Source organism: Pseudomonas sp. W3I7, from assembly GCF_030816095.1.
Lineage (GTDB): Bacteria > Pseudomonadota > Gammaproteobacteria > Pseudomonadales > Pseudomonadaceae > Aquipseudomonas > Aquipseudomonas salomonii.
This window is the reverse complement of sequence record NZ_JAUSXP010000001.1, coordinates 176088-198953: the sequence shown is the minus strand read 5'-3', so window position 1 is coordinate 198953 and position 22866 is coordinate 176088. Positions and strand designations below refer to the sequence as shown.

General features: G+C 60.6%; 20 protein-coding genes. 11 read left to right on the top strand and 9 right to left on the bottom strand.

The features are described 5' to 3' along the window. Positions 1 to 49: 49 nt before the first annotated feature. The 5 genes from bioD to bioB form a co-directional block, all read right to left on the bottom strand. Entirely contained in the window at positions 50 to 730 is a 681-nt protein-coding gene (bioD, locus tag QF043_RS00940) for a dethiobiotin synthase (RefSeq protein ID WP_307417228.1), read from the bottom strand. After that, positions 727 to 1539, bottom strand: a complete 813-nt coding sequence (gene bioC / locus QF043_RS00935) for a malonyl-ACP O-methyltransferase BioC (RefSeq protein ID WP_307417227.1) — start codon at positions 1537 to 1539, stop codon at positions 727 to 729. Before bioC ends, bioD begins: the two co-directional genes overlap by 4 nt. Then, positions 1532 to 2263, bottom strand: coding sequence for an alpha/beta fold hydrolase (locus QF043_RS00930; protein ID WP_307417226.1), 732 nt, complete (start codon positions 2261 to 2263; stop codon positions 1532 to 1534). The genes bioC and QF043_RS00930 overlap by 8 nt, the downstream gene beginning before the upstream one ends. Beyond that, complete coding sequence (bioF, locus tag QF043_RS00925) at positions 2256 to 3437, bottom strand: 8-amino-7-oxononanoate synthase (RefSeq protein ID WP_307417225.1); 1182 nt, start codon at positions 3435 to 3437, stop codon at positions 2256 to 2258. The genes QF043_RS00930 and bioF overlap by 8 nt, the downstream gene beginning before the upstream one ends. A 150-nt stretch (positions 3438 to 3587) precedes the next feature. Then, positions 3588 to 4643: a biotin synthase BioB gene (gene bioB / locus QF043_RS00920; protein WP_305456195.1), complete on the bottom strand. Its 1056-nt coding sequence runs from the start codon at positions 4641 to 4643 to the stop codon at positions 3588 to 3590. A gap of 114 nt (positions 4644 to 4757) precedes the next feature. Between bioB and QF043_RS00915 the strand changes: the two genes are divergently transcribed. From QF043_RS00915 to rarD, 5 genes are all read left to right on the top strand, one after another. After that, entirely contained in the window at positions 4758 to 5495 is a 738-nt protein-coding gene (locus tag QF043_RS00915) for a ComF family protein (protein WP_307417224.1), read from the top strand. Positions 5496 to 5552: 57 nt separating this feature from the next. Continuing rightward, positions 5553 to 6317 carry a TOBE domain-containing protein gene (locus QF043_RS00910; protein WP_307417222.1) on the top strand — a complete coding sequence of 255 codons (765 nt, stop codon included), beginning with the start codon at positions 5553 to 5555 and terminating at the stop codon, positions 6315 to 6317. Between the two features lie 79 nt (positions 6318 to 6396). Beyond that, positions 6397 to 8295, top strand: a complete 1899-nt coding sequence (locus QF043_RS00905) for a PhoX family phosphatase (RefSeq protein WP_307417221.1) — start codon at positions 6397 to 6399, stop codon at positions 8293 to 8295. A gap of 179 nt (positions 8296 to 8474) precedes the next feature. After that, positions 8475 to 9449 (top strand): serine/threonine protein kinase, encoded by a 975-nt coding sequence (locus tag QF043_RS00900; RefSeq protein WP_017138020.1) that lies wholly within the window; start codon positions 8475 to 8477, stop codon positions 9447 to 9449. A 178-nt stretch (positions 9450 to 9627) separates the two neighbouring features. Then, positions 9628 to 10512 (top strand): EamA family transporter RarD, encoded by an 885-nt coding sequence (gene rarD, locus QF043_RS00895; RefSeq protein ID WP_017138019.1) that lies wholly within the window; start codon positions 9628 to 9630, stop codon positions 10510 to 10512. 223 nt (positions 10513 to 10735) lie between these two features. Here the strand turns inward: rarD and QF043_RS00890 are convergent, their stop codons facing one another. Beyond that, positions 10736 to 11248, bottom strand: coding sequence for a glycine cleavage system protein R (locus QF043_RS00890; RefSeq protein ID WP_017138018.1), 513 nt, complete (start codon positions 11246 to 11248; stop codon positions 10736 to 10738). Between the two features lie 267 nt (positions 11249 to 11515). Here QF043_RS00890 and QF043_RS00885 point away from each other — a divergent pair, with 267 nt between their 5' ends. Next, positions 11516 to 13693, top strand: a complete 2178-nt coding sequence (locus tag QF043_RS00885; protein ID WP_307417220.1) for a malate synthase G — start codon at positions 11516 to 11518, stop codon at positions 13691 to 13693. Positions 13694 to 13753: 60 nt separating this feature from the next. Here QF043_RS00885 and QF043_RS00880 read toward each other — a convergent pair whose 3' ends face one another. The 3 genes from QF043_RS00880 to QF043_RS00870 form a co-directional block, all read right to left on the bottom strand. Further along, the gene (locus tag QF043_RS00880) at positions 13754 to 14197 is read right to left on the bottom strand and encodes a hypothetical protein (RefSeq protein ID WP_307417219.1); all 444 of its coding nucleotides are present in this window, start codon (positions 14195 to 14197) and stop codon (positions 13754 to 13756) included. 493 nt (positions 14198 to 14690) lie between these two features. After that, complete coding sequence (locus QF043_RS00875; RefSeq protein ID WP_307417218.1) at positions 14691 to 15092, bottom strand: hypothetical protein; 402 nt, start codon at positions 15090 to 15092, stop codon at positions 14691 to 14693. 128 nt (positions 15093 to 15220) lie between these two features. Then, on the bottom strand, positions 15221 to 15667 hold the full coding sequence (locus QF043_RS00870; RefSeq protein ID WP_056857812.1) for a response regulator: 447 nt from the start codon (positions 15665 to 15667) through the stop codon (positions 15221 to 15223). Between the two features lie 247 nt (positions 15668 to 15914). Between QF043_RS00870 and QF043_RS00865 the strand changes: the two genes are divergently transcribed. The 5 genes from QF043_RS00865 to QF043_RS00845 all read left to right on the top strand — a co-directional run bounded on the left by QF043_RS00865 (position 15915) and on the right by QF043_RS00845 (position 22804). Continuing rightward, positions 15915 to 17837 (top strand): putative nucleotidyltransferase substrate binding domain-containing protein, encoded by a 1923-nt coding sequence (locus tag QF043_RS00865; protein ID WP_307417217.1) that lies wholly within the window; start codon positions 15915 to 15917, stop codon positions 17835 to 17837. Then, on the top strand, positions 17834 to 18541 hold the full coding sequence (locus QF043_RS00860; protein ID WP_307417216.1) for a PolC-type DNA polymerase III: 708 nt from the start codon (positions 17834 to 17836) through the stop codon (positions 18539 to 18541). The genes QF043_RS00865 and QF043_RS00860 overlap by 4 nt, the downstream gene beginning before the upstream one ends. 150 nt (positions 18542 to 18691) lie before the next feature. Beyond that, positions 18692 to 19210, top strand: coding sequence for an RNA polymerase sigma factor (locus tag QF043_RS00855; RefSeq protein WP_058420525.1), 519 nt, complete (start codon positions 18692 to 18694; stop codon positions 19208 to 19210). Then, positions 19207 to 20169, top strand: coding sequence for a FecR domain-containing protein (locus QF043_RS00850; protein WP_307417215.1), 963 nt, complete (start codon positions 19207 to 19209; stop codon positions 20167 to 20169). The genes QF043_RS00855 and QF043_RS00850 overlap by 4 nt, the downstream gene beginning before the upstream one ends. A 205-nt stretch (positions 20170 to 20374) precedes the next feature. Beyond that, entirely contained in the window at positions 20375 to 22804 is a 2430-nt protein-coding gene (locus tag QF043_RS00845) for a TonB-dependent siderophore receptor (protein ID WP_307417214.1), read from the top strand. Positions 22805 to 22866 lie beyond the last annotated feature (62 nt).

Genomic DNA, 22866 nt, shown 5'->3' with positions numbered 1-22866 from the left:
AACGCCCGTCAAAAACACTAATGGCATAATGCCTTAGCGATAGCCAAAATCAGTCAAGCAGGTCCAATTCCAGGTACTCGGCCACCGCTTCGCTGCTGGCCTGCTTGAGCTTTGGCACGCGTCCAAGGCACGGCGCGGGCAAGCGCTCAGCCAGGGTGGCAAGGTTCTCTTCCAGACGAGAGGTCTTGGGGTCGATGATATTCGCCACCCAACCCGCCAACGGCAAACCGTCTCGCGCGATGGCTTCGGCGGTAAGCAGCGCATGGCTGATACAACCCAGACGCACGCCCACCACCAGAATCACCGGCAGCTTGAGCGCAATGGCCAGGTCCGACAGGTTGTCCTGATCGGCCAACGGCACGCGCCAACCGCCCGCGCCTTCGATCAAGGTGAAATCCGCGCGCTGCGCGAGTATGTGCTGCATCGGTTTCAACAATGATTGCACTGTGAGCGCCACACCGGCCTCTCGAGCGGCCAGGTGCGGCGCAATCGCGGGCTCGAAGGCCACCGGGTTGACCTCGGCATAGGTCAGCGGCAGCGAACATTCGGCCAGCAGTGCCAAGGCGTCGGCATTGCGCAAGCCTTTTGGGGTGACCTGGCAGCCTGAGGCCACCGGCTTTCCGGCGGCGGTGCTTTTACCCGCAAGCCGCGCGGCATGCAGCAGCCCGGCGGCGACGGTGGTTTTGCCGACATCGGTGTCGGTGCCGGTGATGAAATAAGCGGCGCTCATAAAGGTTTCTCCAGTACGGCGTACACCACTTGGTACGTGGCGGGCAGGCCCTGGGCCTGACGAAACTGCTCGTAAGCGTGCACCAGTGCAACAATCCGCGCGCGGCCCGTCAACCCTCCCGGCCGACCGGGGTTGAGGTTATGTGCGCCCAACGCCTTGAGCTCATGGGTCAGGCTGCGCACATCCGGGTAATGCAGCACGTGAGGCTGGCGCTCCAGGCTCAGCACCCGTAAACCGCTGGCGGCACACAGCTGTTGGTAAGCCTCGAAGGTGCGAAAGCGGTTGACGTGAACCAAGCCATCCGCCGCACGCCAGCTTTGGCGCAACTCATCCAGGGTGCCCACGCACAAGCTCGCAAATGCCAGCACGCCACCGGGTTGCAGCACGCGATAAGCCTCGCTGAGCACCGCGTCGAAATTCGCGCACCACTGCACCGCGAGGCTGGAGAACAGCAGCTCGAAGCGCTCAGTTGCCAGCGGCAAGCGTTCTGCATCACCCGCGATAAAGTGCTGCGCGCCACCCAAAGGCCGCGCATGGCTGAGCATGCCTTCGGCGATGTCCAGCGCCACCCCTTGGCTTGCCGGCAGCAATTGGCCCAGCACACGGCTGAAATAACCCGTGCCGCACCCCACATCCAGCCAGCGTCGGGGCGCGATGGCAGCGGGCAGGCGCGACAACAGCGCCTGCCCGACTGCGCGCTGCAATTCGGCGACGCTGTCGTAACTGGCGGCAGCGCGGGAAAACGAGGCCGCCACCTGGCGCTTGTCCGGCAAGCCGCCCGGCAGTGGCGGCTGGGATAAATCAGTCATCAACACACTCATGCAAAAAAGCCTGGATGGCCCCCGCTACTCCGTGAGGGTCTTCCAGAAGAAAAGCGTGACCGGCCTGTTCAATCAGGCCGATTTCTACATCAGGCAGCAGGGCCAACAGGTCACTCGCAGCTTCGGCGGGCACCAACCCGTCCAGCCCCGCAAACAGGTGCAGTTGCGGGCCGCGATACGCCTGCAAAGCGGCGCGGGTATCCAGTTGAGCAAGCAGTTCCAGGCCAGGCATCAATACGCTCGACGACGTATTCGGCGCTCCGCTGACCAACAGGCGCGACAGCCCGCGCGGGTCTGCGGCACCTTTGGCGCATAACAAACCGAAACGTTTAAGGGTGACTTGAGAGTCGGCGTGGCAACCCGCGAGGAACGCATCGAACGTCTCGGCAGGCATCGCACTGGGCCAGCCTTGATGGGCGACAAAACACGGGTTGCTCGCCAATGTCAGCAGGCCGCAGCAACGCTCGCCGCGCCGCGCCGCCAGCTCGGAGGCGAGCATGCCGCCCAGGGACCAGCCGCCCAGCCAGGCGTTGTCCGGCAGCGTGGCGTCGAGTTCGTCGAGCCACTCATCCAGATCACTGGAAGTCAGCACCGGCAACGGTTCGATATGCACTTGCAGGTGTTCGTCCAAACCCTGCAAGGCGCCAGCCAAAGGCTCCAGCGGTGAAACGCCGAGCCCCCAACCGGGCAGCAATACCAGTCGATCACGCATGGTCGGGCTCCGTAATACTTAACAACCGGAAACACGTTTCCAATGCGTTTAACAATAGCTGCACCTGCGCCGCGCTGTGGGCCGCTGTCAGTGTCACGCGCAAACGCGCACTGCCGGCCGGCACGGTCGGTGGGCGGATGGCCGTCACCATCAGGCCGCGCTCGCGCAACATTTGCGACAGACGCATCGCGGTGGCGCTGTCGCCAATCAGGATCGGCTGGATCGGCGTGAAGCTGTCCATCAAGCGCAAGCCAAGTTGCTCGGCGCCCTGGCGGAACTGGCGGATCAGGCCATTGAGGTGCTCACGTCGCCAATGCTCGGTGCGCAGCAGCTCCAGGCTTTTTAAGGTGGCGCAGGCCAATGCCGGTGGCTGGCTGGTGGTGTAGATGTAGGGCCGGGCGAACTGGATCAGGCTTTCGATCAGCGCTTCACTGCCCGCCACAAACGCCCCGGCGGTGCCGAACGCTTTACCGAGGGTGCCGACCAATACCGGCACATCTTCCTGGCTCAAGCCGAAATGCTCGACAATTCCGCCGCCCGTAGCACCTAACGGTCCGAAGCCATGGGCGTCATCGACCATCAACCAGGCGCCCTTGGCGCGGGCCTCACGGGCCAGCGCAGGCAAGTCGGCCAGGTTGCCGTCCATGCTGAACACGCCATCGGTGACCACCAACGTATTGCCGGTAGCCTTCTCCAGGCGCTTGGCCAGGCTGCTGGCGTCGTTATGCAGATAGCGGTTGAAACGCGCTCCGGACAGCAGGCCGGCATCCAGCAGCGAGGCGTGGTTGAGCCGGTCCTCCAGCACCGTATCGCCCTGCCCCACCAACGCGGTGACCGCGCCCAGGTTGGCCATATAGCCGGTGGTAAACAGCAGCGCACGCGGGCGCCCGGTGAGGTCGGCCAGGGCTTCCTCGAGTTCATGGTGCGGCGTGGCATGGCCGATCACCAGGTGCGAAGCGCCACCGCCCACGCCCCAGCGGGACGCACCGGCGCGCCAGGCTTCGATCACTTGCGGGTGATTGGCCAGGCCCAGGTAGTCGTTATTGCAGAATGCCAAAAGCGGTTGGCCGTCTACCACCACTTGCGGGCCTTGCGGGCTCTCAAGCAAAGGGCGTTGGCGATAGAGGTGTTCGGCACGGCGGGCAGCGAGGCGCGCGGCGAGATCGAAAGACATGCAGGCCTCGGTACGTGTGGGTGAACACAGTTGCATGTGGGAGCTGGCTTGCCTGCGATGACGGCGGCACATTCAGTATCAATGTGTCTGAAAGACCGCTATCGCAGGCAAGCCAGCTCCCACAGTTGAATCGCATTTCAAGAGGAGTTTTTAAACCACCGCGTTATAGAACTGCTCGCTGCTCTTTTGCTCCACCAACGCCTGCTCAATCGCCGCCTGATGCACTTCATCGGCGTGCTCTTCACGGGCTTCCGGCAAAATCCCCAGGCGCGAGAACAGTTGCATGTCCTTGTCGGCCTGCGGGTTGGCGGTGGTCAGCAACTTGTCGCCGTAGAAGATCGAGTTGGCACCGGCAAAAAACGCCAGGGCCTGCATCTGCTCGTTCATCGCCTCACGACCCGCCGATAAGCGCACATGGGATTGCGGCATCAGGATGCGCGCCACGGCGAGCATGCGGATAAAGTCGAATGGGTCGATGTCTTCGGCGTTTTCCAGCGGCGTACCGGCGACCTTCACCAGCATGTTGATCGGCACCGACTCCGGATGCTCCGGCAGGTTGGCCAGTTGGATCAGCAGGTTGGCGCGGTCGTCGAGGGACTCGCCCATGCCGAGGATGCCGCCCGAGCAGATCTTCATTCCCGAATCACGCACGTAAGCCAGGGTTTGCAGGCGCTCGCCGTAAGTGCGGGTGGTGATGATGCTGCCGTAGAACTCCGGCGAGGTGTCGAGGTTGTGGTTGTAGTAGTCCAGGCCGGCCTCGGCCAGGGCTTCGGTCTGGTCCTGATCGAGACGGCCGAGGGTCATGCAGGTTTCCAGGCCCATGGCCTTCACGCCTTTGACCATTTGCAGCACGTAGGGCATGTCTTTGGCCGATGGGTGCTTCCAGGCGGCGCCCATGCAGAAGCGCGTCGAGCCGATGGCCTTGGCGCGGGCTGCCTCTTCGAGGACCTTCTGCACTTCCATCAGCTTTTCTTTTTCCAGGCCGGTGTTGTAGTGGCCCGACTGCGGACAATATTTGCAATCTTCCGGGCAGGCGCCGGTTTTGATCGACAACAAGGTCGACACCTGCACGCGGTTGGCGTCGAAATGCGCGCGGTGCACGGTCTGCGCCTGGAACAACAGGTCATTGAAGGGTTGCACAAACAGCGCTTTGACTTCGGCTAAAGACCAATCGTGACGCAGGGTGGCAGAGGTGCTGGCGCTCATGGGCGATTCCTTGATTATGCTTGGGCTTACGCTGTGGGAAGGGCAATACCGGCAATACCCGCAATACCCACAGTCGGTCACGACACGGATGCTCGGCATATTTAAGGAAGATTCATGCACTGTCAACTTGGATACAAACATCAGGTTTACATCTGGTTAGAAAACAACCAGACCTGTTTAATCTGCGATGAAGCGACAAACTCCAGCCACAACCTGTGCAACGTCTGCGAAATCGAGCTGCCCTGGCTGTTGGAGCACTGCGAGGTGTGCGCCCTGCCACTGCCGATGGAGGGTTTGATCTGCGGCCCCTGCCAAAAAAAACCGCCTGCCTATAAACAGGTGATCGCACCCTGGACCTACAGTTTCCCCGTCGACACCCTTATCAGCCGCTTCAAACACCAGTCGCGCTGGCCGCTGGGCCATCTGCTCGCACGCTTGCTGGGGCAGTATCTGCAACACCGTTTCGACAACACCGAACTCACCCGTCCCGACTGTCTGCTGCCGGTGCCCATGGCGCGCAAGCGCCTGCGTGAGCGCGGCTTCAACCAATCGTTGATGTTGGCCCGCTGGCTCAGCGCAGACCTCGACCTCCCACACGATGAACGCCTGTTGTTACGCCCCCATGAAACCGTCGCGCAACAAGACCTCGATGCCAAAACCCGCCTACGCAACCTGCTCACGGCCTTTGCGCTGGCGCCCGGCGCGCAGGTGCAGGGCCGCCACTTCGCGCTGGTGGACGACGTACTCACCACCGGCGCCACCGCCCACAGCCTGGCCCGGCTGTTGATGGACGCCGGCGCCCGTCAGGTCGACGTGTACTGCCTGGCCCGCACGCCAAAACCGGGCACATGACTTGACTCGCGTGCGCGGCGCCTGCAACGTCCGCTGACCTTATCGAAGCGTATCCACATGTCTCTGCCGACCTCCCTCAGCCAACACATCATCCGCCGGCCCCAGCGCATCGCCTTGCTGGCGCATATTGCCGAGCAGGGTTCGATCACCCGCGCGGCCAAGAGCGCCGGCCTGAGTTACAAAGCCGCGTGGGATGCGATCGACGAGTTGAACAATCTCTCGCAAAAACCGCTGGTGGAGCGCAGCGTCGGCGGCAAAGGCGGCGGCGGCGCCAAGCTGACGGCCGAAGGTGAACGGGTGCTGCGCCTGTACCAACGCCTGCAAGTGCTGCAAGCCGAGGTGCTGGGTTCGGATGAAGACGCGAGCGACTTCAACCTGCTCGGCCGCTTGATGCTGCGCACCAGCGCGCGCAACCAATTGCACGGCCAGGTCAGCGCCATCGAACACCAGGGCCGCAATGACCTGATTTGCCTGCAACTCTCGGGCGGCTTGAGCCTGAGTGCGCAGATCACTCACGACAGCACGCAGCGGTTGGAGCTGGAGACCGGCGTTGAAGTGGTCGCCTTGATCAAGGCCGGATGGCTGGAGTTGCTCGCCATTGGGCAGACTGCAACACCTGGACACAATTGCATGAGCGGTGTGATCGAGACGATTCTCGACGCCGATGACGGCCCCAGCGAAGTGCGCATCACCCTGCCCAGCGGCCAGGTTTTATGCGCCCTGGCACAGCCCGCCGCGCTTAAAGCGCTGCATGCGGTCGAGGGCGCAGCGGTCCAGGTGCAGTTCTCACCCAACAATGTGCTGCTCGGCACACCGGCCTAGGCGCCCGCCGTCTTCAAGCTGCAACAAATTCGTCATGAGCGCTCCTTAAGGTGTCTGCAAAAACCGCAGGGAGCCTGAAATGAGCCTACTAGAAGAAAACCAAGCCACCGACCTTGAACAGATGGTCGGCCTCACCCGCCGCCGCTTTATCGGCGCCGGTGCCCTGTGCGGTGCCGCGATGTTCCTGGGCGGCAACCTGCTCACCCGCAGCGCAATGGCCGTGAACGCTGCCAGCGCCAGCCCCTTGCTGGGCTTTACCAGCATCGCCGCCGCCACCAGCGACGCCATCACCTTGCCGCCGGGTTACTCCGCCTCGGTGCTGATCAGTTGGGGCCAGCCGCTGCACAAGAACGCGCCGGCCTTCGACCCGTCCGGCAACGGCACCGCCAAGGCCCAGGAACAACAGTTCGGTGACAACAACGACGGCATGAGCCTGTTTGCCTTCCCCGGCGACAACAACCGTGCGCTGATGGCCATCAACAACGAATACACCAACTACCGCTACCTCTACGCCCATGGCGGCGCGCCACAATCGGCTGAAGACGTGCGCAAGGCCCAGGCCAGCGAAGGCGTGTCGGTGATTGAGGTGCGGCGCAAGGGCGACACCTGGCAGTTCGTGCAGGACTCGCGCTACAACCGCCGCATCCACGGCAATACGCCGATCCGCCTGGGCGGCCCCGCTGCTGGCCATGCCTGGCTGAAAACCAGCGCCGACAAAACCGGCAAAAAAGTGCTCGGCACCTTCCAGAACTGCGCCAACGGCAAGACGCCATGGGGCACGTACCTGACCTGCGAAGAGAACTTCACCGACTGCTTCGGCAGCAGCAACCCGCAACAAAACTTCGACGCCGGGCAAAAGCGCTACGGCGTGGTGGCCGCCAGCCGCGAGATCAACTGGCACCTGCACGACCCGCGCTTCGACATGGCCAAGAACCCTAACGAACTCAATCGCCACGGCTGGGTGGTGGAAATCGACCCGTTCGACCCGCAGTCCACGCCGGTCAAACGCACCGCCCTGGGCCGCTTCAAACACGAAAACGCCGCGCTGGCAGAAACCCGTGATGGCCGCGCCGTGGTGTACATGGGCGACGACGAGCGTGGCGAGTTCATCTACAAGTTCGTCAGCCGCGATCCGATCAACCACCACACCCCCAAAGCCAACAAGAACCTGCTCGACCACGGCACCCTGTACGTGGCGATTTTCGATGCCGGCGACGGCAATGCCGACCACCCCAAGGGCAAAGGCGAGTGGGTCGAACTCACCCACGGCAAAAACGGCCTCGACGCCAGCTCAGGCTTCGCGAGCCAGGCCGAAGTGCTGATCCACGCGCGCCTGGCCGCCAGCGTGGTGAAAGCCACACGCATGGACCGCCCGGAATGGATCGTGGTCAGCCCCACCGACGGCCAGGTGTATTGCACGCTTACCAATAACGCCAAACGCGGCGAAGACGGCCAGCCGGTGGGCGGGCCGAACCCGCGCGAGAAAAACGTCTACGGGCAAATTCTGCGCTGGAAAGCCGACGCGGATAACCACGGCGCCAACACCTTCACCTGGGACTTGTTTGTGGTGGCCGGCAACCCCGGTGTACATGCGGGTACGCCGAAAGGCGGCTCGTCCAACATCAACCCACAAAACATGTTCAACAGCCCCGACGGCCTCGGCTTCGACAAGGCCGGGCGCTTGTGGATCCTCACCGACGGCGACTACAGCAACAAGGGCGACTTTGCCGGCATGGGCAATAACCAGATGCTGTGCGCCGACCCCAACACCGGGGAAATCCGCCGTTTCATGGTGGGGCCGGTGGCGTGCGAGGTCACGGGTATCAGCTTTTCGCCGGACCAGAAGACGTTGTTTGTGGGGATTCAGCATCCGGGGGAGACTGGTGGTTCGACCTGGCCGGAGCATCTGCCCAATGGTAAGCCACGCTCTTCGGTGATGGCGATTCGGCGTGATGATGGTGGAATTGTAGGCGCCTGACAGGGCCTATTCGCGAGCAAGCCCGCTCCCACATTTGACCGTGTACATCCTGTAGGAATGCGATCGAACGTGGGAGCGGGCTTGCTCGCGAAGGCGTCCGCACACCCACCACCTATCCAGGCTCTGGTGCGTTACCATACCCGGCCGGACGCGGCGCCCTGCTGCGCGCAGGAGTTCGTATGGCCCACCCGTTTGAAACACTCACCCCTGATTTAGTACTCGACGCCGTCGAAAGTATCGGCTTCCTCAGCGATGCGCGCGTGTTGGCGCTCAACAGCTACGAAAACCGTGTGTATCAGGTGGGCATCGAAGACTCCGAACCGCTGATCGCCAAATTCTACCGCCCGCAGCGCTGGACCAACGAAGCGATCCTGGAAGAACACCGCTTCACCTTCGAACTGGCCGAGTGTGAAGTGCCGGTGGTCGCGCCGATGATCCACAACGGCGAAAGCCTGTTCGAACACGCGGGTTTTCGCTTCACCCTGTTCCCACGCCGTGGCGGCCGGGCGCCGGAGCCGGGTAACCTCGACCAGTTGTATCGCCTTGGGCAATTGCTCGGGCGCTTGCACGCCGTGGGCTCCACCCGCCCGTTTGAACACCGTGAAGCCTTGGGCGTGAAGAACTTCGGTCACGATTCCCTCAACACCTTGCTCGAAGGCAATTTCATTCCCAAGAGCCTGCTGCCCGCTTACGAGTCCGTCGCGCGCGACCTGCTCAAGCGTGTGGAAGAGGTGTACAAGGCCACGCCACACAAGAACATCCGCATGCACGGCGACTGCCACCCAGGCAACATGATGTGCCGCGACGAGATGTTCCACATCGTCGACCTGGATGACTGCCGCATGGGCCCGGCCGTGCAGGACCTGTGGATGATGCTCGCCGGTGACCGCCAGGAATGCCTGGGCCAATTGTCGGAGTTGATGGACGGCTATCAGGAGTTCCACGACTTCGACCCACGCGAACTGGCCTTGATCGAACCCCTGCGCGCCTTGCGCCTGATGCATTACAGCGCCTGGCTGGCCCGCCGCTGGGATGACCCGGCGTTCCCCCACAGCTTTCCGTGGTTTGGCAGCGAGCGGTATTGGGGCGACCAGGTGCTGGCCTTGCGCGAGCAACTGTCGGCGCTCAATGAAGAACCCCTGAAACTCTTCTAAAGCGCAGGACACCACCGGTGTGGGAGCTGGCTTGCCTGCGATTCAGACAACTCGGTGTTTCAGTGGCACCCAGGTGATTTCATCGCAGGCAAGCCAGCGCCCACAGAAAAGCCCCTGCCTTGCCTGACAAAAATCCTTACAATCGCGCTTTGTAAGCTGCCTGAGCAAGGATTCTGCAATGCACGCCGCCAACCCCCGCAAGGGGTACATCCTGGGCCTGAGTGCCTATGTCATCTGGGGTCTGTTCCCACTTTATTTCAAAGCCATCGCCAGTGTTCCCGCCGCCGAAATCATCGTGCACCGCGTGTTGTGGTCGGCGCTGTTTGGCGGTTTGCTGCTGATGGTGTGGAAGCACCCCGGCTGGTTCCGCGAACTGCGTGACAACCCCAAGCGTCTGGCGATACTGGCACTCAGTGGCTCGTTGATTGCGGCCAACTGGCTGACCTATGTGTGGTCGGTGAACAGCGGGCGCATGCTGGAAGCGAGCCTGGGTTACTACATCAACCCGTTGGTGAATGTGCTGCTCGGCATGCTGATCCTGGGCGAGCGCCTGCGCCGCCTGCAATGGATCGCCGTCGGGCTGGCGGCGGTGGGTGTGGCGCAGCAAGTGTGGCAAGTCGGCAGTTTGCCGTGGGTGTCGCTGGTGCTGGCGCTGACCTTCGGCTTCTACGGATTGATCCGTAAACAGGCGCCGGTCAAGGCGCTGCCGGGGCTGGTGGTGGAAACCTGGATGCTGGTGCCGATCGCCGTCGCCTGGTTGTTGTTCAACCCGTCGGCCCATAGTGCGCAACTTGAGTTTTGGAGCACTTCCGAAGCCTGGTGGCTGGTGGCCGCAGGCCCGGTGACGCTGATCCCGCTGGTGTGCTTCAACGCCGCCGCACGGCATCTGCCCTACACCGCGCTGGGCTTTCTGCAGTACGTGGCGCCGACGCTGGTACTGCTGGAAGCGGTGCTGCTGTTCGGCGAACACCTGGCGACCAGCACGCTGATTGCCTTCGCGTTTATCTGGGCAGGCCTGGTGGTCTACAGCCTGGATGCCTGGCTGACGGTGCGCAAACGCTGATCAGATAACGTACAAACCTCTGCAAGCCACAGTGCACGTGGCTTGCAAGCATTCACCCCAAGGTGATCCACAGCCTGATCCCCGCCATTTGTGCACAAGCCCTTGAAACTGCTCGTTTTTTGCTCAATCGACGAAGAAGCCCGGCCAGCGTGGCCTGGCGCCGGGTCTCTACAGGTTATCCACAGGCCCATGCAAGATTTCCATGCATAACCCTGTGGGCCGATTATTCCTCGTGGTGCAGTTCCACCATCAAATCATCGGCCAAGGTTTCCAGGGACAGCTGCAAGGTATCCAGGGACAACGCGGCCGGCACTTGCAGCAGCGCTTCGGCACTGAACAGTGGATCACCGCTCATGGGCGCCGGACGCACATCGGTGCTCAGGCTGGCCAGGTTCACGCCTTGTTTGCTCAGCAGCGCCGTGATTTCGCGCACGATGCCCGCGCGGTCATTGCCCACCAGCGTCATCATGATCGATTTGGACGCCGATGCCTGCCCGCTGCTGCCCTCGCCTACCAGCACACGGATTCCGTGTGTGGATAAGTCCTCCAGCGCCCCCACCAGGGCCTGACGCTGTTCCGTCGGCACACTGACCCGCAAGATCCCGGCAAACTGCCCGGCCATATGCGCCATGCGGCTTTCCAGCCAGTTGCCGCCGTGGGCGGCGATATTCTGCGCGATGCGTTCAACCAGGCCGGGTTTGTCGGCGGCGATAATAGTGAGTACAAGATGGTCCATGGCGAAGTCCTCTGGAAATCAATCTACAAGGTGGACGCAGACGCCCTCGAAAACAAATCGTGTACCATTTTTATATTTATCTGGAACAATCCAATAGTTTTTTGAGAACATCCGATTCTCCGCTGTGACCGTACGACCAAAATGAGTCGCTAAACGACGTATTTAGTCTAATTTTCACAACCGCAAGTCATCATGTAGTATGCCCAACCGTGCACTACATAATGAAAATCTGAAACAGCGCATAAGCTCCGCAGAGTGAGGCAAGCAATGACTGAACACGTTCAAGTCGGTGGCCTGCAGGTCGCCAAAGTCCTGTTCGACTTCGTGAACAACGAAGCCATTCCCGGCACCGGCATTACTGCCGACCAGTTCTGGGCCGGCGCCGACAAGGTCATCCACGACCTGGCACCGAAGAACAAAGCCCTACTCGCCAAACGCGATGATTTCCAGGCGCGGATCGACACCTGGCACCAGACCCACGCCGGTCAGGCCCACGACCCGGTGGCCTACAAAGCCTTCCTGCAAGATATCGGCTACCTGCTGCCAGAAGCCGCAGACTTCCAGGCCTCGACCCAAAACGTCGACGACGAAATCGCCCGTATGGCCGGCCCGCAGTTGGTCGTGCCGGTCATGAATGCGCGCTTTGCCCTCAACGCCTCCAATGCCCGCTGGGGCTCGCTGTATGACGCGCTGTATGGCACCGATGCCATCAGCGAAGCCGACGGCGCCGAGAAGGGCAAGGGTTACAACAAAGTGCGTGGCGACAAGGTAATTGCCTTCGCCCGCGCCTTCCTCGACGAAGCCGCGCCGCTCACCGCCGGCAGCCACGTCGACTCCACCGGTTACAAGATGGTGGATGGCAAGCTCATTGTCAGCCTCAAGGGCGGCAGCAACAGCGGCCTGCGCGACGATGCACAGCTGATCGGTTTCCAGGGCCCTGCGGCCGAGCCGATTGCGATCCTGCTTAAACACAACGGCCTGCACTTCGAAATCCAGATCGACGCCAGCACCCCGGTCGGCCAGACCGACGCCGCCGGCGTCAAAGACGTGCTGATGGAAGCCGCGCTGACCACCATCATGGACTGCGAAGACTCCGTCGCCGCCGTCGATGCCGATGACAAAGTGGTGATCTACCGCAACTGGCTCGGCCTGATGAAGGGCGACCTGGCCGAAGAAGTGGCCAAGGGCGGCAAGACCTTCACCCGCACCATGAACGCCGACCGTGTCTACACCGGCGTGGATGGCCAGGACGTGACCCTGCACGGCCGTTCGCTGCTGTTCGTGCGCAACGTTGGCCACTTGATGACCATCGACGCGATCCTGGATAAAGAGGGCAACGAAGTGCCGGAAGGCATCCTCGACGGCCTGCTCACCAGCCTGGCGGCGATCCACAGCCTCAACGGTAACAGCAGCCGCAAGAACAGCCGCACCGGCTCCGTGTACATCGTTAAACCGAAGATGCACGGCCCCGAAGAAGCAGCGTTCACCAATGAGCTGTTTGGCCGCATCGAAGACGTGTTGAACCTGCCGCGTAATACGCTGAAAGTCGGGATCATGGACGAGGAGCGCCGCACCACGGTCAACCTCAAGGCCTGCATCAAGGCGGCGAGCGAGCGTGTGGTGTTTATCAACACCGGCTTCCTCGACCGCACCGGCGATGAAATCCACACCTCCATGGAAGCCGGCGCGATGGTGCGCAAAGCCGCCATGAAGGCTGAAAAATGGATCGGCGCCTACGAAAACTGGAACGTCGATATCGGCCTGAGCACCGGCCTGCAAGGTCGTGCGCAAATCGGTAAAGGCATGTGGGCCATGCCTGACCTGATGGCGGCGATGCTCGAACAGAAAATCGCCCACCCACTGGCCGGCGCCAACACCGCCTGGGTGCCATCGCCGACGGCTGCTGCGCTGCACGCGCTGCACTACCACAAGGTTGATGTGTTCGCCCGCCAGGCCGAGCTGGCCAAGCGCGAGCGCGCCTCGGTAGACGACATCCTGACCATTCCTCTGGCCAGCAACACCGATTGGTCCGAAGAAGAAATCCGCAACGAGCTGGACAACAACGCCCAGGGCATCCTCGGCTATGTCGTCCGCTGGATTGACCAGGGCGTCGGCTGCTCGAAAGTGCCGGACATCAACGATGTGGGCCTGATGGAAGACCGCGCCACCCTGCGCATCTCCAGCCAGCACATCGCCAACTGGTTGCGCCACGGCATCGTCAACGAAGCCCAGGTGATGGAAAGCCTCAAACGCATGGCGCCGGTGGTGGACCGTCAGAATGCCGGGGACGCGTTGTACCGTCCGCTGGCGCCGGATTTCGACAGCAACATCGCGTTCCAGGCGGCGGTGGAGTTGGTGATTGAAGGGACCAAGCAGCCGAATGGGTATACCGAGCCGGTGTTGCATCGCAGGCGTCGGGAGTTCAAGGCCAAGAATGGGCTTTGATTAAGCGCTGAAAAAACAAAGCCCTGTTCGTGAGAACAGGGCTTTTTAATTGGACAGAAATCAATCAGAAATAAGGGTGGCCTCACAAGTACCGTTAATCGTGACTTCCTGCCCATCAACCTCGAATTGCAAATTTGTGTAGGTAATAGTGTTTTTATAAGTCTTCGGAGCGCCAGCATTTTCGAAAGTAACTACAAATTTCCCAGATATAGGCGTAAGAAAATAAAGACCTTCTTCGTCTCTATAATCAATATTACCTCGATGGATCGGGCCTTCTGGGGCCTCTGGATCTCGTGGAAAGCTGAATTCATAATGGCTATTACCGGGGGACAGTGTTTTTCCGTACTCAGCCATCAAGGAGTCAGCTCCGTCAATGGTGACCGAAAAATAGCTCCAGCTCGCTCTCACCTCTGAAGGTTTTACAACTCGGACCTCGCCATCCCTGAGAATTTCAATGGTTGCATCGTTTTCTTCTGCTGTACCAATAGGCTTTTCAATAGTCATAACGAGCTCCTTTGGATAGTTTGAGTCGCTGGCTGAAGACCAGAACTCTCCAGCCAAGTAAACACCTCACTCGCCGGCTTGCCTACTGTGAGAACTGACAGTTCAGAAAGAAGATGGATCAGCAGATGCATGACCGCCGACGGTCCAGCGGGTGGGTGATTGAAGGAACTGAACAGGCGAATGGGTATACCGAGCCGGTGTGGCATCGTCGGCGTGGTGAGTTCAAGACTAAAAACGGCCTATAAATGAAAAAAGCCCTGATCGCAAGATCAGGGCTTTACTGTTTTAGCCATTGCACTTCATACAATGAGTTAAACAATTGGACTGCCGTTCGACAAAACATAACTGTCTGACATCCATCTTCATAAGGCTCATTAATCAATCGTTACAATGAGCAACCTCTCGCGCACCTACAAAGTGCTGCCTAGAGCAATAAAACTCCAAATACCTGCCTTCCAAAAAACCAGGAAGGCTTACAGAGCAACATAATCAATTACAAATCATCATTCCACTCAGCAGTGCCTACAACTTTATATTCGACTTCCTTATATGTAAACATCCCATTCAGCTCATATACCCGTTTGCTCGCGGAGTGGGTGACAGTTTCCTTCAAAGTACCGCTCATAAAAAAATATTTATTGCTAATACCGTCCTTCAAGGTCCAAATAAATTTTTCATCCTTGCTTTCAAATTTATAGGTAGCGACCCCATCCTCAGTTTGAGGTTTAAAAAGCACAGAGAATGAATCAACCCCCCGATAGCTGTAGAGCCCGGAGTCTTCGCCCGTCATTTCAACATTAACATCGTGAGAATCAAAACTTTTATAAACGCTGCCGTTCTTGGTGATTTCCAGCTTCATAAAATTGGCAGTAGTGGAACTTCCATTTGTGCTCATGACTGGCCTCTGCTCTCTAGTAAGTTGAGGCGGTGATTCCGACCGCCTTCAAACCAAGTGAACAGCTATGCTCACACCACCGCTACTGTCAAAGTTGACAGTTCTTACAGAAGTCCGACCAGCGGTAACTACTGCGCCATCCCCAATTCCCGCTTGACCATCTTCGCCAACTTCACGCTATCAATGGGCTTGAGCAAAAAATCCACCACGCTCAAATGCATCGCATCAATCACATCCGGCGCTTCCGCGTCTCCCGACATGATGATGATCGGCAACGCCGCACGGGTGGAATCGCGCACCTTGCGAATCAATTGCAGGCCGTTGCTCGGCGCCATGCGCAAATCGGTGATCAGCAAACCGATGGAACTGCTGGAGCTCAACAAATCCCACGCTGTCTCGCCACTGTCGGCGGTCATGCAGCGAATGCCGTCCAGACCCAGGATCTCCGCAAGCAATTCACGTGCGTCCTTGTCGTCATCGACAATCAACACCCGTTGTGGCGGCAGATCGGGTTCCAGCATCACGGCGCTCAGCGCCTCGCGCTCGGCATCACTCAAAATATCGTGGTCGGACATACGTTTCTCAGCAGTTCTATTCAAGCTCCCAGCACACTCGTCAGACATCTGCGGAAGGGCGAACAATGTGCACTTCGTCGGAAAGTTTGCCTAGTGGGCGTTCTACGGGGTTTGGACGATAGTCATGTAAGGTTTTTCCCTAGTCGTAGTGGGTTTTACCGAGACCTAGACTTACGTCCAATGGGCACCCGCCGCGCGGGAGTCGACCATGCAGGACGATAACGACAAAAAAACTGCGGTCACTGTTATGAGTAAAGCTGATGCTTTCACGCAGGCGGGAAAAACCGCCGTGTTGCAGAACATCCACGGCACTTTGCAATTCCTGCAACGCTTCCCTCCGTTTAACCAGATGGAAAACGCCCACCTGGCGTTTTTGGTCGAACAGTGCCAACTGCGCTTCTACGGCCCCGGCGACAGCATTCTCAAACCGTCCGGCGGGCCGGTGGAGCACTTCTATATCGTCAAGCAGGGCCGCGTCGTCGGCGAGCGGCCGGATTCGACGCAAGCCACCTTCGAAATCACCACCGGCGAGTGCTTCCCCCTCGCCGCGTTGCTGGGTGAGCGTGCCACCCGCACCGAGCACAAAGCCGCCGAAGACACCTTTTGCCTGCAACTGAACAAGCCGGCGTTTATCAAGCTGTTCGCCCTTTCCAGCCCGTTTCGCGATTTTGCCCTGCGCGGTGTCAGCAGCCTGCTGGATCAGGTCAACCAGCAGGTGCAGCAAAAGGCCGTGGAAACCCTGGGCACCCAGTATTCGCTGAACACCCGCCTGGGTGAATTGGCCATGCGCCACCCGGTCACCTGCAGCCCGACCACGCCACTGCGCGAAGCGGTGACGCTGATGCATGAGCAACAAGTGGGCAGCATCGTGATCGTCGATGCACACAAGGCGCCATTGGGGATTTTCACCTTGCGCGACCTGCGCCAAGTCGTCGCCGATGGCACCAGCGATTTCAATCAAGCCATCGCCGGCCATATGACCCAGGCGCCGTTCTTTTTAAGCCCGGACCACAGCGCCTTCGACGCGGCCATCGCCATGACCGAGCGGCATATCGCCCATGTGTGCCTGGTAAAAGACCAGCGCCTGTGTGGCGTGGTGTCCGAGCGCGACCTGTTTTCCCTGCAACGGGTCGACCTGGTGCACCTGGCCCGCACCATCCGCAACGCACCCCGGGTGGAAAACCTGGTGGTGATTCGCGGCGAGATCGGCCAACTGGTGGAACGCATGCTGGCCCATGGTGCGTCGTCCACCCAGATCACCCACATCATTACCCTGCTCAACGACCACACCGTGTGCCGGGTGATCGAACTGACCCTGGCCGACAAAGGCGACCCTGGCGTGCCCTTCAGCTGGCTGTGTTTCGGCAGCGAAGGGCGCCGCGAACAAACCCTGTTTACCGACCAGGACAACGGCATTCTGTTCGAGGCCACGGACGCCGCCGAAGCCGCCGAGATCCGCGGCCGCCTGCTGCCACTGGCGCAGCAGATCAACCAAAGCCTGGCGCTGTGCGGCTTCAGCCTGTGCAAGGGCAATATCATGGCCGGCAACCCCGAGCTGTGCCTGTCGCGGGCTGAATGGGCGCGGCGTTTTGGTGCCTTTATCCGCGAAGCCACGCCGGAGAATTTGCTGGGCTCAAGCATCTATTTCGATGTGCGTGTGGTGTGGGGCGACGAGCGCGGTTGTGAGCAACTGCGCCAGGGCATTCTGGATCAAGTGGCCGATAACCGGTTGTTCCAACGTATGCTGGCCGAGAACGCCTTGCGCCAGCGCCCGCCGGTCGGGCGTTTCCGCGACTTTGTGCTGACGCGCAAAGGCACCGAAAAGGCCACCCTCGACCTCAAGGTGCAGGGCCTTACACCTTTTGTAGATGGCGCACGCCTGTTGGCCCTGGCCAATGGTATTCACACCAACAACACCCTGGAGCGCCTGCGCCAACTGGTGGCCAAGGAGGTCATCGAACCGCTGGACGGCGCCGCCTATGAGGAGGCGTATCACTTTATCCAGCAAACGCGCATGCAGCAGCATCAGCTGCAAACCCGCGAGAACTTGCCGTATTCCAACCGTGTCGACCCCGACAGCCTCAACCACTTGGACCGGCGCATCCTGCGCGAATCCCTGCGCCAGGCCCAACGCCTGCAAAGCAGCCTGACGCTGCGGTATCAGCTGTGAGCCTGTTCGGTTGGTTGCGTAAGAAAAAGCCTGGGCTCGACGCAACCCAACAGCAGCGACTGGCGCACTTGCCCAAGCCTGCAGCCTTGGGCGACGGGTCTTTACGCGGGCAACGCTGGGTGGTGGTCGACCTGGAAACCAGCGGCCTGAACCTCAACCGCGACCAGGTGCTGTCTATCGGCGCAGTGGTCATCGAGGATGGCGCGGTGGATTTTTCGCAGATGTTCGAGCGCACCCTGCTACGGGCCAACACCAAGGTTGGCCCCAGCGTGTTGATCCACGGCCTCGGCCCCAGTGCGATTGCCGCCGGCAGCGACCCGGCCGAAGCCTTGCTGGATTTTATGGCCTTTGTCGGCGACAGCCCGTTGCTGGCGTTCCATGCGCCGTTCGACCAACACATGCTGTGCCGGGCGCTCAAGGACAGCCTGGGTTATCGGTTGGCCCATCCGTTCCTCGATGTAGCCGACATCGCCCCGCTGTTGTGCCCCGACGCGAATATCCGTGAAGCCGGGCTCGATGACTGGATCAGCCACTTCACGCTGCACGTGGGCGAACGCCATCACGCCAGCGCCGACGCGTTGGCCACGGCGGAGCTGATGCTCATCCTGTTCAGCCGTGCGCGCCAACAGGGAATCGACAGCCCACAGGCGCTACAAGAGCGCTTGAGCCAATGGACACGGCGCAAACAAGCGCCCTCTTTCTAGCGCCCCGCACCTTGTGGCGAGCGGGCTCGCCACAATAGATAATCGCGACAGGCCACTACCCGACAGACGCCAATTGCGCCCACTCCCGGCCTCTGACACAATCGCGAATAATTCTCGTTAGTTTAAACCCCTTGTTTATTCGGTGATGCCTTGTCGTCGGTCCAAACCCCACACAGTGAGCTTGTTGGCGCGTTGTATCGCGACCATCGTGGCTGGCTGTTGGCGTGGCTGCGACGCAATGTGGCCTGCCCGAGCCGCGCCGAAGACCTGAGCCAGGACACGTTCATGCGCCTGCTGGGCCGCGACGAACTGCGCGAACCCCGCGAGCCGCGCGCGTTTCTGGTGGCCATCGCCAAAGGGTTGCTGTTCGACTACTTCCGCCGCGCGGCACTGGAGCAGGCCTACCTCACCGAACTGATGCTGATCCCGGAAAGCGAACACCCCTCGCCCGAACAGCAGCAACTGATCCTCGAAGACCTCAAGGCCATCGACCGCCTGCTCGGCAAGCTGTCGAGCAAGGCCCGCGCCGCCTTCCTCTATAACCGCCTCGACGGCCTGGGCCACGCCGAAATCGCCCAGCGCCTGGGTGTGTCGGTGCCGCGCGTGCGCCAGTACCTGGCCCAGGGCATTCGCCAGTGCTACATCGCGCTGTATGGCGAGCCGCTGTGACAGGCTCCAAACCGGTCACCGCCCGCGTGCTGGATGCGGCGATTGCCTGGCAACTGTCGCTGGGCTCAGGCGACGGCAGCCGGGTTGCACAGGAAGAGTTCGCCAAATGGCTGGCCAGCGATGAAGAACACGCACGCGCCTGGCGCCAGTTGGGCATGCTCGACCAGCGCTTCAGCATGGCCTCGGGCCCGGCGCGGGCGGCGTTGTTGCAGTCACGCCAGGGCATTCGCCAGCGCGTGCGCAAGTTGGGCGGCGGTTTGGCCAGCATCGCACTGGTGATTGGCCTCGCGCTGTTTGCCGGCGAGCGTTACGTGCCGATCCACTATTGGCTCGCCGACCAACGCACCGCTACCGGCGAGCAACGCACGCTGAAACTGGCCGACGGCACGCTGATCAACCTCAACACCCACAGCGCCATTGACCTGCGCTTTGATGAAAAACGCCGATTGATCGTGTTGCAGGAAGGCGAAATCCTGGTCGAAACCGGCCACAACGATGCGCGGCCGTTCTATGTGCAAACCCGCGACGGCAACCTGCGCGCCCTGGGCACACGGTTTATCGTCAAGCGCGAAGACGACGCCACGCGCCTGAGCGTGCTGCAATCTGCCGTGGCCGCCCAGCCTGAGGCGCTGCATCAGGAACAGATTTTCAAGGAAGGCCAGCAAGTGCTGATGCGCAGCGACGGCCTCGGCCCTGCGCTGGCGCTCACACCCGCCGCAGACGCCTGGACGCGCGGCATGCTGGTGGTCGACAACGCCCGCCTGGGCGATGTGGTTGCAGAGCTTGGCCGCTATCGCACCGGCTACCTGGGCGTGGACAAAAACGTGGCCGACCTGCGCATCACCGGCAGCTTCCCGCTGCACGACACCACGCTGGCGCTGAATGCCCTGCTGCCGACCTTGCCGGTGCAGATCGAGCAGCACACGCCGTGGTGGGTGACTGTGAAGGGTAAGCCTTAGGTTTTTCAGCGCCTGGGCGATCGCCTTCGCAGGCAAGCCAGCTCCCACATTTAACGGTGTTCACACTTCCAAAGGTGGGAGCTGGCTTGCCTGCGATGAGGCCCTCAAAGCCACCTCAAAAAATATTTTCACCCAGCCCTATCACTTTTTGATTCTCGTCCGGCACCTAGGCAATTGAGAAATATTTTCATTCAGGAGCCGCCCCATGTCCCGCACGCTAGACACCTTGTTGCGCCCCAGCCTGTTAGCCGTGGCCATTGCCCTCAGCGCCCCGCTGACGAGCCCCGCGCTGATCGCCGCCGAGCAAGCTAGCAACGTGCGCGCCTATAACCTGCCGGCTGCGCCATTGGCCAGCACCCTGAACCAGATCGCCAGCCAGGCCGGCTTGGCGCTGACGCTTAACCCTTCGCTGGCAGCGGGCAAGACCTCGGCACCGGTCAAAGGCCAGTTTGATGCCCAGGGCGCGCTGCGTGAGGCGTTGCGTGGCACGGGGTTGCAGTTGGAGCAAAGCAGCGCGGGGACGTTTACGCTGGTGGCCATTCCTGAAGGTGTCGTGGCGTTGGCGCAGACCAGCATCATTGCCCAGGGCAGCGATGAAAGCGCTTGGGGGCCCGTCGACGGCTACCTGGCCAAACGCACTGCGGCCGGCACCAAGACCGACACCGCGCTGGTTGAAGCGCCGCGCTCGATCTCCGTCGCCACCCGCGAGCAGATGCAGGACCGCAACGTTCAGAACCTGGATGACGCGGTTAAATACATGCCCGGCATCGTGTCGGCCAGCTACGGCAGCGACACCCGCTACGACTGGATGCGCGTGCGCGGCTTCGAACCCACGCAATTCCTCGACGGCCTGCCACTGCCACGCGGCGTGTACGCCAACCCGAAAGCCGAAACCTGGAACCTCGACCGCCTCGCCCTGCTGCGTGGCCCGGCCTCGTCGGTCTACGGCCAAACGCCGCCGGGCGGCCTGCTGGACATGGTCAGCCGTCGTCCCAGTGAAGAACAAAGCAGCGCCATCCAAGTGCAATACGGCAGTGACAACTACCGCCAGATCAACTTCGCCAGCACCGGCAAGATCGATGATGAAGGGCAGTTTCTGTATGGCCTCAGTGGTGTGGTGCGCGATGCCGGCACTCAGGTCGACCATATCGACAACAAGCGCTACAACATTGCGCCGAGCCTGACCTGGAATATCGACCCGGATACCAAGCTGACTTTCCTGTCGCAGTTCACCCGTGACGATACCGGTGCCACCAGCCAGTTTTTGCCCATCCAGGGCACCAAGATCAAATCACCATTGGGTGATATCTCCCATCACAAAAACCTGGGCGACCCGAACTACGAGTTCTACGACCGCACCTACTACGCATTGGGCTATGCATTCGAGCATCGCTTTAATGACACCTGGCAGTTCCGTCAGAACCTGCGCTACACCAAGTCGGAGTTGTCATTTCAGACACTCACCGTAGGTGCGTATCCCTTCACGATGGTTGACGCAGACGGCAACGTCGGCCGCACCTCGACAAACGTGGACGAGAACATCGGCCAATTGGCCCTGGACAACAACTTCCAGGCCGACTTCGCCACCGGCAACATCTCCCACACCCTGTTGCTCGGCCTGGATCACCAGCGCACCGATAACGCTTACCTGTCGATTTACGGCGATGGCCTGAAGACCAACGTTAACAATCCGATCTACGGCCAGCCCATCGTTCGTCCCGCTCGCTCCGGGGCTTATTACGACTACAACCAGAAAACCGTGCAGACCGGCCTCTACGCTCAAGACCAGATGGCGCTTGACCAATGGCGCCTGACCTTGGGCGGCCGCGAAGACTGGGTGCATCAGGGCACCACCTACTTCAACCAGAAAGATGCGACCAATACCGACCGAATCAAACATTTCAGCGGCAACGCCGCACTCAGCTACGTATTTGATTCCGGCTTCGTACCCTATATTTCCTACGCTGAATCCTTCCAACCGGCGAGCAATGCCAGCGCCTCGGCGACCGAATCCTACAAACCCACCGAAGGCAAACAGTGGGAACTGGGTATCAAGTACCAGCCACCGGGCTCGAACACTTTGCTCAGTGCTGCCGTGTATGACCTGACCCAGAAAAACGTGCTGGTAACCACCACTACCGCCGGCAGCATTCCAGTCACCAACCAAACCGGTGAAGTGAAAGTCAAAGGCCTGGAACTGGAAGCCGTGTCTGATGTGACCGACAACCTCAAAGTCATCGCTTCCTATACCCTGGCCAAATCCGAAGTGCAAAAAGGCGACTACAAAGGTAATCGTCTGCAACTGATGCCAAACCAGCAAGCAACCCTGTGGACAGATTACACCTGGCACACGGGGGTCCTCGACGGCTTCGGTATTGGCTTGGGTGCACGCTACACCGGCAATACCTATGGCGACCAAGGCAATACGTGGTTGGGCAAGGCCGACGCCTACACCGTGTTCGATGCGGCCGTGCACTACGACCTCGGCCGTCTGGACAACAGCCTCAAAGGTGCCTCGGTGAAACTCAACGCCACCAACCTGTTCGACAAGGACTACATTTCAACCTGCGATGGTTTCTATTGCTACTACGGCGACCAACGCAGCGTCGTCGCCAGCGCCACCTATCAGTGGTAATCGGCTGAGTTAACAACCGGGCCGCCCCTGTGGGCGGCTTCGGTGTGCTTGAAGGCTAGAAA